The 15,436-nt window shown below is 39.4% G+C and carries 10 protein-coding genes; 5 read left to right on the forward strand and 5 right to left on the reverse strand.

Annotated elements, in window-relative coordinates; translation table 11 throughout:
* Positions 1 to 111 precede the first annotated feature (111 nt).
* The 3 genes from ACYVM0_RS21400 (at position 112) to ACYVM0_RS21410 (ending at position 3,539) form a co-directional block, all read left to right on the forward strand.
* A complete protein-coding gene (locus ACYVM0_RS21400) occupies positions 112 to 1,074 on the forward strand; it encodes a polyprenyl synthetase family protein (protein WP_460560513.1) in 963 nt (320 codons plus the stop codon).
* 93 nt (positions 1,075 to 1,167) lie between these two features.
* Entirely contained in the window at positions 1,168 to 2,871 is a 1,704-nt protein-coding gene (gene recJ, locus ACYVM0_RS21405; protein WP_460560515.1) for a single-stranded-DNA-specific exonuclease RecJ, read from the forward strand.
* Positions 2,868 to 3,539 carry a methyltransferase domain-containing protein gene (locus ACYVM0_RS21410; protein ID WP_460560517.1) on the forward strand — a complete coding sequence of 224 codons (672 nt, stop codon included), beginning with the start codon at positions 2,868 to 2,870 and terminating at the stop codon, positions 3,537 to 3,539. Before recJ ends, ACYVM0_RS21410 begins: the two co-directional genes overlap by 4 nt.
* 95 nt (positions 3,540 to 3,634) lie before the next feature.
* On the opposite strand, the gene htpG is transcribed toward ACYVM0_RS21410, so the two are convergent.
* Entirely contained in the window at positions 3,635 to 5,509 is a 1,875-nt protein-coding gene (gene htpG / locus ACYVM0_RS21415; RefSeq protein ID WP_460560519.1) for a heat shock protein Hsp90 family protein, read from the reverse strand.
* A gap of 164 nt (positions 5,510 to 5,673) precedes the next feature.
* Between htpG and ACYVM0_RS21420 the strand changes: the two genes are divergently transcribed.
* Complete coding sequence (locus ACYVM0_RS21420; RefSeq protein WP_460560521.1) at positions 5,674 to 10,554, forward strand: T9SS type A sorting domain-containing protein; 4,881 nt, start codon at positions 5,674 to 5,676, stop codon at positions 10,552 to 10,554.
* Positions 10,555 to 10,616: 62 nt separating this feature from the next.
* Here ACYVM0_RS21420 and ACYVM0_RS21425 read toward each other — a convergent pair whose 3' ends face one another.
* The 4 genes from ACYVM0_RS21425 to ACYVM0_RS21440 all read right to left on the reverse strand — a co-directional run bounded on the left by ACYVM0_RS21425 (position 10,617) and on the right by ACYVM0_RS21440 (position 14,875).
* A complete protein-coding gene (locus tag ACYVM0_RS21425; protein WP_460560523.1) occupies positions 10,617 to 11,339 on the reverse strand; it encodes a 3'-5' exonuclease family protein in 723 nt (240 codons plus the stop codon).
* Between the two features lie 146 nt (positions 11,340 to 11,485).
* Positions 11,486 to 12,106 (reverse strand): porin family protein, encoded by a 621-nt coding sequence (locus ACYVM0_RS21430; RefSeq protein WP_460560525.1) that lies wholly within the window; start codon positions 12,104 to 12,106, stop codon positions 11,486 to 11,488.
* A 139-nt stretch (positions 12,107 to 12,245) separates the two neighbouring features.
* A complete protein-coding gene (locus ACYVM0_RS21435) occupies positions 12,246 to 12,551 on the reverse strand; it encodes a YXWGXW repeat-containing protein (protein ID WP_460560527.1) in 306 nt (101 codons plus the stop codon).
* Between the two features lie 116 nt (positions 12,552 to 12,667).
* A complete protein-coding gene (locus tag ACYVM0_RS21440) occupies positions 12,668 to 14,875 on the reverse strand; it encodes a S9 family peptidase (protein ID WP_460560529.1) in 2,208 nt (735 codons plus the stop codon).
* Between the two features lie 158 nt (positions 14,876 to 15,033).
* Between ACYVM0_RS21440 and ACYVM0_RS21445 the strand changes: the two genes are divergently transcribed.
* Positions 15,034 to 15,429, forward strand: coding sequence for an RNA-binding S4 domain-containing protein (locus ACYVM0_RS21445; protein ID WP_460560531.1), 396 nt, complete (start codon positions 15,034 to 15,036; stop codon positions 15,427 to 15,429).
* Positions 15,430 to 15,436 lie beyond the last annotated feature (7 nt).

The raw sequence follows: 15,436 nt of genomic DNA on the forward strand, positions 1-15,436 counted from the left end.
GTTAAAGTTTTTATTGGTACCCGTATAATTATTTTTGAATTATTTTGCCCCCCGAAACTTATAAAATAGTTTGAGGACGGATTTTAGTGGCTTATATTGCCTTCATTTTCTATGAAATTTGTAACTGACATTATTGGAGAAGAGCTGAAGACTTTTGAGAAAAAATTTGCCGGAGCCGTAAAAAGCAGTACGCCTTTGCTGGACAGGATAATGAAATACATTATTAAACGCAAAGGCAAACAAATGCGGCCAATGTTTGTTTTTTTAAGTGCCCGATTGCATGGCAGCATTAATGAGAGTACCTACAGGGCAGCTGCCCTGGTAGAGTTATTGCATACGGCCACCCTGGTTCACGATGATGTAGTGGATGAATCACTGGAAAGACGCGGTTTTTTTTCAATCAATGCTATCTGGAAAAATAAGATTGCTGTTTTGGTAGGAGATTACCTGCTTTCCAAAGGACTTTTATTATCAACTTCTAATAATGATTTTGAACATTTACATATTCTTTCGGATGCAGTACAGCAAATGAGCGAAGGAGAATTACTGCAAATAGAAAAATCAAGGAAACTGAATTTGAAAGAGGATATTTATTTTGAGATCATCAGGAATAAAACGGCTTCTTTATTATCATCAGCCTGTGCAGTGGGGGCATATAGCACTACCAAAGACCAGGCTGTTACTGCCAAAATGAAATTGTTTGGAGAAAAAGCAGGTATTGCTTTTCAGATAAAGGACGACCTTTTTGATTATGGTAAGGAAGATATTGGTAAACCTACCGGTAATGATATCAAAGAAAAAAAACTTACCCTACCGCTGATATATACCCTGAATAAAATTGACGCCCGGAAAAGAAGGGAATTAATTTATATCATCAAAAACGAGAACAAAGATCCAAAAAAAGTTAAGTTTGTTATTGATACTGTAGTCGAAGCCGGGGGCATACAATATGCTGCAGAAAAAATGACTCAATACCGGGATGAGGCATTAACCATTCTCTACGAATTTGAAGATGGTGAAACCAGGAGAGCGTTAGAACAACTAGTGCGCTATACCACCGATAGAAAATATTAAACCTTATCAACACCTTTACTATGTTAAGTATAAAATGGTCATGAAAACCGTTTATGTATTTGTATTGATCGTAAACACTCAATAAATTAATAATTGGAAAAACGCTGGAAGATATTACCCACAGATGAAACTAAAGCAACCGCTTTACAGCAAGCGCTAAAAATCAGTAAAACGCTTTGTTCTATACTGGTGCAAAGAGGCATTGACAGTTTTGAAAAAGCCAGAGATTACTTCAGGCCTCAGCTGAGTGGTTTACATGATGCCTGGCTGATGAAGGATATGGACAAAGCTGTACAACGTATTGTAGCTGCATTTGAAAGAAAGGAAAAGATTTTGGTATTTGGAGACTATGATGTTGATGGCACAACCAGCGTAGCATGTATGTACCAGTTTTTACATAAGATTTACGACCCCTCTTTATTGTATTTTTATATTCCGCACCGATATCGTGAAGGTTATGGTGTAAGTAAAATGGGTATTGATTTTGCTGCTGCTAATAATTTTACCTTAATTATTTCGTTAGACTGCGGTATTAAATCTGTTGAACTGATTGCCTATGCAAAAAGTTCAGGCATTGATTTTATAGTTTGCGATCATCACTTACCCGATGACGTTATACCTGATGCTGTTGCCATTCTTAATCCTAAACAAAAAGATTGTAGCTACCCCTACAAAGAATTATGCGGATGCGGAGTGGGCTTTAAACTCATCACTGCTCTGGCCCAACATTTTAATATTGAAGAAGAACATTATTATTGCTATTTAGACCTGGTTGCCACAGCTATTGCTGCAGACATTGTTCCTATGACGGGAGAAAACAGGATCATGGCTTTTTATGGCTTGCAAAAAATTAACAGCAACCCTAATCCGGGTATAAAAGCACTGATCCACCTGGGTGGCATTCAAAAAAAACTATCCATAAACAATGTTGTATTTGTAATTGCTCCGAGGGTAAATGCTGCCGGCAGAATGGACGATGCAAGAAAGGCTGTGCAACTGTTTATTGAACCTGAATATAACAATGCATTGGCATTTGCCGAAATGCTGCATAGTGATAACAGCGACCGTAAAGAAGCAGATAGCAGCATCACTGAAGAGGCTCTCGCTATAATAGACGCTGATGAAAAACTGATCAATAAAAAAACCACCGTAGTTTTTAAAGATCACTGGCATAAAGGTGTGGTAGGCATTGTGGCCAGCCGCATGATTGAAAAATATTACCGGCCCACCGTTGTACTTACACAAAGCGGTGAAGTGGCTGCAGGAAGTGCCCGGAGTGTACCAGGCTTTAATTTATACGAAGCTATACACGCCTGCCGGGAATACCTGCTGGGTTATGGTGGACATTTTGCCGCTGCCGGTATGTCTTTATTACCTGAAAATATACCCGCATTTGCAGCTAAATTTGAAGAAGTGGTAAGCGCTACCATACCATCACAATTACTAATACCCGAAATTATTATCGACAGCCCGGTTTCATTTAAAGAAATTACCAACTCTTTTTACAGTATCGTTTGCCAGATGGAACCTTTTGGTCCGGAAAATATGCGACCTGTTTTTGTTGCTACAAATGTTACCGATACCGGCTATTCAAAAATTGTAAAAGAACTTCATATACGCTTTGTTTTAAAACAGGATGATATTACATTTACAGGCATTGGCTTTAATATGGCGACCAAGTTTTATTTATTGCAATTGAAAAAGCCGGTTGACGTGGTGTTTACGATTGACGAAAATGAATGGAATGGCAACACTACCTTGCAGTTGAAAGTTATTGATTTAAGATTATCCGAATGAAAAAATCCTTCTCTTATATAAAATACTTTTTTTACCTGGCTTACAACTGGAATATAAAAATTGCAATGCATATTTTACGCCAGGAAATCAAAGGTGAAAAGAAATATGGCATTACTACTACAGGCGCTGATGAGTTAAGATCCCTGGAAAAAAAAGGTATAGAAATTGACCATGCCACCATTTATATGCCGGTGAGCTATGATGTACTGGAAGATATCTTTCAGCAGTTACAAATAAATGAGCAAAGTCATTTTTTAGATATCGGTTGTGGCAAGGGAAGGGCAATGTGTGTGGCAGCTGGTAAAGGGTTTAATAAAATAAGTGGTATAGACTTTGCCAGAGAATTTTGCATAGCCGCAGAAAAGAACCTTGCGATAATCAAACAAAGGTTTCCCAATCTGCAATATAAAGTAATTAATAACGATGCTTTTTACTTTGAGATACCTAATGATGTAGATTTCATTTTTATGTTTAACCCTTTTGATGAGGTAATTATGGATGCTGTGGCTGAAAATATACTGGAGAGTTTTGAGATAGTACCAAGAAAAATTACTTTGCTATATGCTAATCCGTTGCATAAAGAAAAGTTACTGGAAGTTGGTTTTAAGCAGATCTACCATACACAAAAAATGAATTACCTGGAAGCAGTAATTTTAGAATTGAAATAGAAAAGAGGATTGTTAGTAAAACAATCCTCTTTTAATATACGCTCATTAAACTGATGCTAAATTAGGAGCCGAAATGGAATTTCAGCATACCATACTTAACTCATCAACTCCACACTCCTGTTTATAAAATTAGTCAGGCTGTTGCCTTTCAATAAGCCCTGAGACAGTAATGCTAAGTCTGCAAGATTATGTACTAATTTTTCCTGCTTTTCTTTTTCTGTTTCTGCTAAAATATTTTTATATACGCCGTGATTACCATTTACAGTAAGGGTAACTTCATCAGGCATATTAGCATAAAAAGCTCCCATGCCACCGGCTCCCTGCATCGCTGCCATATCTTTCATACGACGCATAAATTCGGGCCTTGTTGCTACAACTGGTGGCGTATCGCTACTTAATCCTTTTACTTCAACAGTTACGTTTAATTCAGGAATTTTAACCCCGAATAATTCTTTCAGTTTAGCTTCATCATCCTTACTTAGTACGCTATCACCTCCTTCCTGTTTGTCAATTAAATTATCCGTAATGTCACTATCTACTCTTACAAACTGCACCTTCTCCCATTTCATTTCCATTTGCTGTATAAAGCCATTGTCGATGATGGTCTCCATCTTTACCACTTTATATCCTTTGGTTACTGCCTGCTGTATGTAGGCATCCTGCTGTACAGGATTGGTGGTGTAGAGAATAACAAGGTTGCCTTCTTTATTTTTTTGCAGGGTTTCTGTTGCCAGCCTGTATTCTTCCAAAGTATAAAAAGTATCATCCTTTGCATCCTGCAGAATATGAAACTTATTAGCCTTATCTAAAAACTTATCGTCGGTCATCATACCGTACTTAACAAATAAGCCCAGGCTTTCCCATTTTTCTTCAAACTGTTTCCTGTCATTCTTAAAAATCTCTTCTAATTTATCAGCCACTTTTTTAGTGATATGGCTGCTGATCCTTTTTACATTCTGATCGCCCTGTAAATAACTGCGGCTGACATTTAACGGGATATCGGGACTATCTATAACACCATGCATCAGCATTAAGAATTCCGGCACAATTTCCTTTACTTCATCAGTAACAAATACCTGGTTACTGTACAATTGTATTTTATCTTTTTGTATTTCGTAGCTCTGCTTAATTTTTGGAAAGTACAGAATACCGGTGAGGTTAAAAGGGTAATCTACATTTAAATGAATCCAGAATAAAGGCGTTTCTCCATAGGGATATAATTCTTTATAAAAATTGATATAATCTTCATCGGTTAATTCAGATGGTTTTTTTGTCCAGGCCGGGGTTGGGTTGTTGATGGATTTCTCTTCCGGAGCCACTTCCCCATCCTTTAATTCTTCAGGTTTTTCATTTACATCTTTAAAATAAATGGGCACGGGCAAGAACCTGCAAAATTTTTGCAGCATTGCCTCGATACGGTATTTATCTAAAAACTCTTTACTTTCTTCATTAATATGTAAAACAATATCTGTTCCCCTTACTTCTTTTTCCACTTCTTCCAAAGTAAATTCAGGACTGCCATCACATTCCCATCTTACCGCTTTAGTATCTTCCCTGAAACTCTTACTGAACACTTCCACTTTATCGCTCACCATAAAGGCTGAATAAAAACCCAAACCAAAATGGCCAATGATATTATTTTCATTCTGGCCTTTGTATTTTTCTAAAAATTCTTCGGCACCGCTAAAAGCCAACTGGTTTAAATATTTGTCCACCTCTTCCGCTGTCATACCAACACCTCTGTCGCTGATGGTCAATGTCTTTTTTTCAGTGTCTAATTTCACATCAATCCTTAATTCCCCTAAATCGCCTTTGGCTTCGCCAATGGAGGACAGCGTTTTTAGTTTTTGCGTGGCATCAATAGCATTACTTACCAATTCCCTTATAAAAATCTCATGATCACTATATAAGAATTTTTTAATGATCGGGAAGATGTTCTCTGTCTGTACACGTATGTTTCCTTTTTGCATATAATTGATTGTTATTATTTAATGCTCCTTTGTCAAACAAAATGCCAGTTTTTAAATGCTGACAGGATGGCAAATTGTTAATAAATTCTTTACACCAAAAATACGGTTAAGTAGATTTATGAAGGTAGTTTTGAAGTTCGACTAAAACTAAACAAGACCTTACTATGGCAAAATTATTCAGGTATAGATTTCTGGCATTAGTATGCTACTGTATTTCACTTGGCCTTAATGGCTTCTCTCAAACAACAATTTTTTCAGAAAACATTGGTACTCCCGCAGGAACTACTAGCATTGCTGCCTATGCCGGCTGGCAGAATAATGGTGTACTTACTTTTTCTAATGGAGGCGCCACTAACCCTGCGGATGTGCGTATAACAAGTGTTTCGGGAACTTATACCGGAGCTTCTGCAGGAGGAAATGTTTTTTTCACTTCTACCAGTGGTAACTATGGTTTCTCCATTGAGTCTATCAACGCTGCAATTTATAATACATTGGTTCTGCAATTTGGATACAGGAAAGAAACTGCCGGTTCGCATGCGGCGCTTTCTGTGGAATATTGGGATGGGGCTGCATGGGTAGTTATTGCAAATACTTCTGCTGCATTATTCAATGAAGCAGGTACTGCTGCCACAGGATGGTATTTATCAAAAGCATTGAGCTTACCGGCTCCTGCCCAGATCAATGGCCTGAAAATAAGATTCGTAAAAAGTGGTACCGCTTCAATAAGGGTTGATGATATAAAATTAACAGGAATATATAATAACCCTACAACTACAAGTATTTCTCCAAGTGTTGCGAATGTTGGTGATCCCGGCTTTACCCTGACAGTAAATGGCACCAATTTCAGTAATACACAATCTACTGTAACCTGGAATGGCGCCAACAGAACTACTACTTACGTAAGTGCAACACAATTAACAGCCGCTATACCTGGATCTGATTTAGCTGCTTCGGGAGTTGCTTTGGTAGGCGTTACAACAACCGGCGCTGCAGCAGCTTCAAATACACAATCATTTACTATAAATGCGGCAAGTGGCGGAACATTAACATTAACCGGCCCTTTGACAGGTTTTGGAAATGTTTGTATCAACACTACCACAAGCGCCAATTCTTTCACCCTTGATGGCAACAGTCTTGATGGATCGGCAATATCTTTAGCAGCCCTTCCAGGATTCGCTTATTCCGAAACGTTAGGTGGAACCTATACAAGTACATTAAGCTTTACATATACAGGAAACAGTTTTACAGGAAAAGTAATTTATGTAAAATTTAATCCAAGTGCAGTACAATCATACAACGGAACAATTAATTTAACTGGCGGAGGTTTGCTTACATCTTATCCTGTAACAGCTACAGGTGCTGGTGTAAATACTTTACCAACAGTAACCACCGGAGGCAGTTCTGCTGTTACTGCAACATCAGGTACAGTAGCTGGTACTATAAATGATCCCGGCTGCGGAACTATCATTGCTTATGGAATAGAATATAGTACGAGCTCCGGATTTCCCGAGGGAACTGGTATACAAATTCCCTGTTCTAATTTAAGTGCAGGGGTATTTAGTACAAATATTACAGGACTTTTACCCAATACAAGATATTACTACAAAGCCTATGGCGTAAGTACAATAGATACCACTTATGGTACGCAACAAGCATTTACCTGTACTCCACTACCAGTACCTATGGGGCTGCAACCCGGCTTAAGCTATACGCAGGACTTTACTGATGTTGGCACCTGGGGTGATTTCTTTACCTCGGGTAACGGTGCCAATCATTTTGGAGGCCTTTCTGCTAATTTAGTTGGCAGCATCCCTGATGGTATAAAAGTAACCGCTTCAACTGCAAATTTTCAAAGCAATTCCTTCACTTCTTCAGGTGGTGTACATCGCTTTATTGATCAAACCACACCCACACAATCTATTATTTTATTATCAACAGGTTCACCAGACAATACCACGTCTGCTGCCATTGATTTTTATATGGACTTTACCGGTGTAAATGCAGGCACATTGAGTTTTGACTATACCACCATCAATAATTCAACAGGAAACAGAAATGGTTCATTGAGGGTTTATGCAACTGTAGATGGTACTACATTTACTGAATTGCCTTTTGCAGATGTACTGGATTTTACCAACAACGTTCCCATCAGCGGTTCTAAAACAAATATTGCATTGCCTGCAATGTTTAATAACAGTGCTACTGCCAGGTTAAGATTTTATTATCATAACGGCAGCGGCAACACGGGCTCAGGTTCAAGGCCTAAAATCAGTATCGATAATTTAAATGTTACAGCAGTAGCTACCACACCATGCGCAAGTCCTGCTGCTCCTGCAACCAACTTAAGTTTTGGAACAATAACTGATGTATCCATTGCAGGAAGTTTTACGGCCTCTGCACCTGCATCGGATGAATACCTGGTAGTAGCCAGCGTTAACAGCAGCCTTACCGGTAACCCGATTGACGGACAGATATATAACGTTGGTGATAATCTTGGAGACGGCACTGTGGTATCCAGAAGTAACAGTACCAGCTTTACAGCAACGGGCTTAACCCCGCTTACGCAATATTATTTCTTTGTGTTTCCTTTAAACAGTATTTGTACCGGCGGACCATTGTATAACACCACCAGTGTGCTTAACGGAACGGCAAGTACTATAGCCGGCCTGCCGCCATGTGCAGCCCCTGCATCACAACCAACAGGATTAATCCTTAATCCGCCAGCACCTACTATTAATACTATCCAGGGTTCATTTACTGCAACTACTGCAGATGAATACCTGGTTTTAAGAAGTACTGCGACAACTTTAAGTAATACCCCTGTAAATGCACAGGTGTATAATGCCGGAGATATTTTAGGTAATGCTGTGGTAGTATCAAGGGGGGCATCCACTTCATTTACTGCAAACGGCTTACAGCCCAATACACAGTACTATTTCTTCATTTTCAGTTTAAATTCATCTTCCTGCGTAAACGGACCGGTATACAATACTGTTACTCCATTAACGGGAACTGAAACAACGCAACCGTTGCCTCCATGTGTTGCCCCACCCAATCAACCTGCACAACTTAATTTGACCGCATCAAACACAGCCGTTTCCGGAACATTTACAGGCATATCAGGTGCTGATGATTATTTAGTGATTCAGAGTTTGTCGCCAACATTATCAGCTACTCCTGTTGATAATACCGATTACGCTGTGGGAGATGCTTTTGGCGGTGGCATAGTTGTTGCCAACAGCAGCCTTACTACTTTTCTTTCTACCAGCCTTACTGCAAACACCACTTATTATTACTTTGTGTTTGCAGCTAATAAGAATTGTTCAGGTGGTACAAAATATGCCACCGGGGCTTCATTAAACAACAGCATTGTTACCGGCAATGTACTTACCAATAATTATTATTTCGGCACCCTGCATTCTCATTCTGATTATTCTGATGGTAACCAGGATCACCCGGGCTATACACCTACTGACGATTACGCCTATGCGATGACAGCGCAGTGTATGGATTACCTTGGTATATCTGAACACAACCATTTTTCTACAGTAAACAACCCGGGCAATACGGTTACTAATTACCACCTGGGTGTTAATGAAGCTACCACATTCACCAATGCACATCCGGGCTTCCTGGCACTATATGGTATGGAATGGGGTGTGATAAGCGGCGGCGGACACGTGGTAATCTATGGTGACGGCATGGATAACCTTTGGGGTTGGGAAAGCGGCAGCGGTGCATGGGGCAGCGCTAATAACTACGACGTATACGTTCCGAAAAGTACCTACACCGGAAATACAGGTTTGTTTAAAACAGTGAATGATAATAAGGCAACCAATACATTTGCCACGCTGGCGCATCCTAACTTAACCGACTATAATAATATTGCCGGTACAGCTTATGATATTGTTGCAGACAGTGCCATTACAGGAGCAGCGGTAGAAAGTGGCCCTGCTACAACCACCAATACTACTTATTCTAATCCGGGCTCATCATTATCCTACTTATGGTATTATCAAACGATGTTATCCAAAGGCTATCACCTTGGCCCAACTATCGATCATGATAATCACAATACTACTTTTGGCCATACCACATATTCCAGAACGGCTATTGTTGCTCCGGCATTAACAAAAACAGCGCTTGTTACCGGTATGAAGAATATGAATTTTTATGCTACCCAGGATTGTGACAGTAAAGTTGATTTTACCATCAACACAAAAATTATGGGTTCTTTAATTGCTGACAGGTTTGCACCCAACATTGCAGTTAATTTAACTGATCTTACCACATCAACTTCGGGAGCTATTATCAGGGTAATGTATGGTGTACCGGGTAGTGGTGTGTTGCCTGTAAAAATCGATTCTGTAATTGGAAACAGTTTGCGTTTTACAGATATTAACCTGCCTGATAACACCACGGGGTATTATTACATAGATATTACCAATGGCACCAGCCGTATTGTAACTTCTCCTATCTGGTATACCAGGAATGATGCAGCGGGTGGCCCTTTGCCGGTAAAATTAAATTCCTTTACTGTTCAAAAGATTAACAACAGTGCAAAGATCACCTGGAGTACAGAACAGGAAATTAACAGCAGTCATTTTATAGTGGAAAGATCGGTAGATGGCAGAACCTGGAATACCATTGCAACAGTTGCAGCAGCAGGCAACAGTTCTCATCGTATTGATTACGCTATTTATGATAATGCGCCGATGAGAGGTATTAATTACTATCGCCTTAAAGAAGTGGATAAAGATGCCAAATACGATTATTCTGATATTAAAAAAGCATTGTTCAATTCTAACTATACGGCAGAAGTAGTACCTAATCCTGCAAAAGATTTTATCAATGTATACATTGCCAGGACCGGCAACCAACAGGCAACCGTACAGGTATTAAATGCAGATGGTAAAATGGTATATAAAACCAATACCACACAATCGCATTTGCAGATAAATACCACCGGCATGAGCAAAGGATTATATTTAGTTAAAGTGATAGATGCAGATAATGTAACCACATTAAAAGTAATCGTTCAGTAAAATATAAAAGTCTTCATTAAAAAGCCCCTAACTCGTTGGGGGCTTTTTAATGAAATAATTATTTATTGCACCACAACTACCTGTTCTTCTTTCAGTAATTCCATATTCTTCAACCTTAAAATAATATTGCCGGTGGTTACCACATCCTTCTGGCAATAAGTGGCAATGCGTTGCAGGTTCTTTTCTTTCCAATATACTTCTGCCACCATGCTGCCATCAATATCATCTTTGGGAGAAGGTACACCTAATGCAGCCGCTAATAGTTTTAATGAAGTATAGTTTTTATAATCGCCAAAGCGCCAGTATTGAAACGTATCAACTGTATTGGTATCCCAGGGTTTCATATTTTGAAAATCGAGGTAGGCAGGAATGCGTAAACCATTTATGATAAGCCTGCGGCAGATAAAAGGGATGTCAAACTCCTTGATATTATGCCCTGCAAAACTCCACTTGTTATTTTTTGTTTCCATCTGGTTTACCGTAGTAATAAACTCCTGCAGCAATTTCTTTTCATCATCGCCAAAAAAAGATTTTAAACGTAATTGTAATGCATTACCCTGCTTGGTGAAGTAGCCGATACTGATGCAAACAATTTTTGCAAACTCGGCCATTACACCTGCACGTTGCGGATAAAATTCCGCAGCAGAAGTAAAATCGGGTAAACTTCGTACCGTTTTTTCTTCCCACAGTTGTTTCCAGTCGTCGCTTAATAAATCAAAAGAAGGATGTTCGGGTACCGTTTCAATATCTATCAGTAATAGATTTTCAAGTATAATATTTTGCATAGCGGGTGATTATACTATGTAAAATACAAAGTCATTTTAAAAAAACCAAAACCATCTCATTAAGGGTGACCGGGCTGGAGGTGATCTTATGCTTACTGAGATGGTGAGACGAGATTTAACGAGGGCGTTCGCAACGCCAGGCCATGTTAAAAGGTAACGCCAACGAAGACCTGTATAGCCTGATTTTTCCAGGTTTGCTGGTTGTCGATATTGTTGATATCTGACAAACCGAGTTTATATCTTGCACCCATGTTAATAAAAGGAAGTTGTATCCACAAGCCACCAATGGCACTCCAGTCGGCATTTTTATAAATATTGCCATTATTTTTTAAACTATCCACTGTTTGCGATAATAATCCGCCATAAGCAGGGCCCAGCTGTAGTTTCACTCTTTTGCTCGGGCCAATACTTATATTTAATAGTACCGGCACTTCCAGGTAATTCAGTTTGGATTTTTTCTGGCTGCCATCCCTGAAAATATCATTGTAAATATCATTAGGATCATTGGTAAACTCTGTTGAAGTCTGTACAAAATTCACTTCGGGCTGTATGCCTATCCTGCTGGCAAAATTAAATTGCATGAAGGCCCCCAACTGGTAGTTATAATTGAAACCGCTTTTGTAAGATTGACCGGTGATCTTATTTACATTAACACCACCTTTTACACCAAAGCGGAAAAAATTTTCATGATCATCGCTCAGTTTATTTCTTTGTGCCGTTGCAGACAAAGCAGAAAAAATAAATAAAGTTGCCAGTAAGTTTTTCATGTGTTGATTTTTGTAGTAACGTACCAACTAAAGCTAACATTATGCCAAAGTAAAACTTTAACAACATTATATAACGCAAGGAAGCCTGCACATGGCAGGCTTCACTTACATCTATGACCCGTTAAAACTATTTCTGCATTTAGCGCCTTCTCCAATGGCCCGGTACCCAAACCCAGCCACCTCTTCTGTGTTTCCAGTGGCCTTCAATCCATATACTGCCACGCCTTGGTGGTGTTGCCCAATAACCTTCTTCATACACATATTGCCCGCCACGCCATACATAATTACCACCCACCCATACATGTGCAGGTGAAGGAGCAAGAGGCCTTGCCCGGAGCACCGGCGCCACAGGCCGTATCTTAACTACAATTTGCGCATCGGCTGCCGCAGTAAATGATATTGCTATCATCAATGCCATCATCATTCTTACAACATATTTTTTCATAAAGATTTGTTTAATACCATTCAGACTTTACAAATGCAGAATGGTTTAAACAGGATAATTAAAAATAAAAATGGCGGTAAAAAATACCGCCATTTATGATTGAAGAATTTGCTGCATTATTTTGCCCCGGGTTCGCAATGCGCCCTTAAATAGGTAGTGTATAAAGTTGCCAGGTGCAGCGATGTACCCTCTCCTTCAGAAATACTATGTGTGCGGTTAGGGTAAGGCATAAACTGAAATTGTTTATTGTATTTGATCAGTTCATTAAGCAGTTGTTCTGCATTATCGTAATGTACATTATCATCGCCGGTACCATGAATATACAGAAGGTTGCCTTTTAAATTTTTAGCGTGGGTAATGGGCGAGCCATTTACAAAATCCTGCATATTTTCCTGTGGTAATCCCATGTAGCGTTCCTGGTAAATATTATCATAATTTAACTGGTTGCCCACTGCTGCAACCGAAATACCTGTTTTGAAAATTTCGGGGTACTGGAACATTAAATTAAGTGTGGATGAACCTCCGCCACTCCATCCCCAAACGGCCACACGGTCTTTATCCATATATGGTCTTGCTTCCAATAATTTTTTCATGGCCATTGCCTGGTCACGGATATTAATAACACCAATTTTTCTGTAAATAGCTTTACGCCATTTAGCGCCTTTCAACATAGGCGTACCACGGTTATCAACGGATACCTGGATGTATCCATCAGCCCTGATATCTCCATTGTATAAACCATTGCTATGTGCCCCGTAACTATTCTGCACAGTAGATGCTGCAGGCTCGCCATACACTTCCATAATAACAGGATATTTTTTTGACGGGTCAAAATTCTTTGGTTTATTGATCCATGCATCAACGGTTACATTGTCTTCAGTAGTTATCTGCAGGTATTCCACGTCGTTCTCATTGTCAGTTTTTATGGTTGCGGCAATACTTTTTGCTGCATTCACTGGTTTATTATCCGGCAATGTTATCCACTCTCTTACCGGTGGTGTATTGTAATTGGAGAATGAATGCGTGGCAAATTTTCCGTTAGGAGAAATGTTGTAACTATGTGTGCCTACTAAATTTTCTGCACTTACTAATTCAGCATCTTCTTTCTGTTTTTTAAACTTATCTAAAAGACCTGCTTTGTTTTCAATACGTATTTTATACAAATACAATTGTGTGGCATTAGTTGGAGATGCTGTAAAATAAATCAGGTTATTGGCTTCATCAATACATTTAATACTTTCAATATCATAATTGCCTTTGGTTATTAAAGTTTCAGTCTTTCCATCACGGCTGATCTTATAAATATGACGCCAGCCGTCTTTTTCACTTACCCAGATAAAATCCTGGCCTTTATTAATAAATGAAAAACCGCCCGGCTCACCAAAAATATCTGCCGAGTTTAAATCCACCCATGCCTCGTCATTTTCTGCCCAGAAAGTACGGGCGCTGCCGTCATTGGTATTGCAGTACATCAGTTTACTTTCCTGCTGTTTGCGATCGAGTTGCTGTACAATTAATTCGTTGTTGCCTGTCCATTCCATACGGGGCAGATAATGCTGTTGCGGATCGCCTTCAATCTGCATCCAGCGGATGGTGCCCGAATTTACTTCAGCCACACCAATTTTAACCGGAGACGGAGCTTCTCCTACTTTAGGATATTCAACAGGAATTACACGGGAGTAATTACTATCGGTAGTGTTCAACATATAATAGTCCCTGATCTTGGTGGCATCTACCTGCCAGAAAGCAATCCTGGTTCCATCGGGACTCCAGCGAAAACCATCACGGCAACCAAATTCCTCTTCATACACCCAATCAAACGTGCCGTTGATCAGTTTCCGGGTACCATCGGCCGTTAATCTTTTTATGATATTGGTAGCTACATCTTCCACATATAAATTGTGTTCGCTTACATAGCCTACCTTCTTTCCATCGGGAGAGAATTTTGCAAACATTAAAGATCTTGGTGGCCTGCCATTACCCAACTGGGTAAGCTTACCTGAAGCAATATCAAGGATCCAGTAATCGCCTTTGGTATTTAAACGCCATACTTTTACTGTATTGGTAAAGATGAGCAGTTTAGAATTATCATTACTGAAAGCGTACGATTGCGGAAACAGGGCTTTGCCTCCTGTGGGGGTTAATTGTTCTTTTTTAATAAGTACGGTTTCAGCATCCGTTTTAGGATCTACTTTTACAATACTTCCTTCTTTTATTTTGGTATAGGCATTGCCATCAGGCGTCCAGTTAATGCGACGCTGAGCCGGTACCAGGTGAACTATAAAAACAAAAAACAAACTGAGTGCAATAATCCTGAACTTCATATGTATTAATTTAGGCAATAAAAGTAAGCAAATACATTAACTGATAATCACCATTGGTGTAAAAGAGTACAAAGGTTACCAACCTTTTAGCTGCCTTATAATTTTTAAAGCCCTTATAAAGGTGGCAACCCTTGGCGAAAAGGATTTAATTTTGACAAATGGAAAAGGAAAAACTACGTTTAGATAAATATTTATGGGCCATCAGGTTGTTTAAAACCCGAAGCCAGGCTGGAGATGCCTGTGATAACGGAAAGGTAAAATGGAATGGCGATAATTGTAAAGCATCCAGGGCTGTAAATGTAAATGATGAGTATGAGGTAAAGACTGAAGCCAAACGCTGGGTAATTAAGGTTACCGGGTTGCTTGACCACCGGGTACAATACAGTGAAGCAATAAAATACTATACAGATATTACCCCCCCTGAGGAATTAGACCGTATTAAATTTCAGGCAGCCGTTTTTCATACAGGTAAACGGATGAGCAAACAGGGCAGGCCTACTAAAAAAGATAAGAGAGACCTGGATGATTTTATGACAACGCCTCCGGCACTGTAACTATTTT

It is taken from the genome of Ferruginibacter profundus (assembly GCF_054783275.1).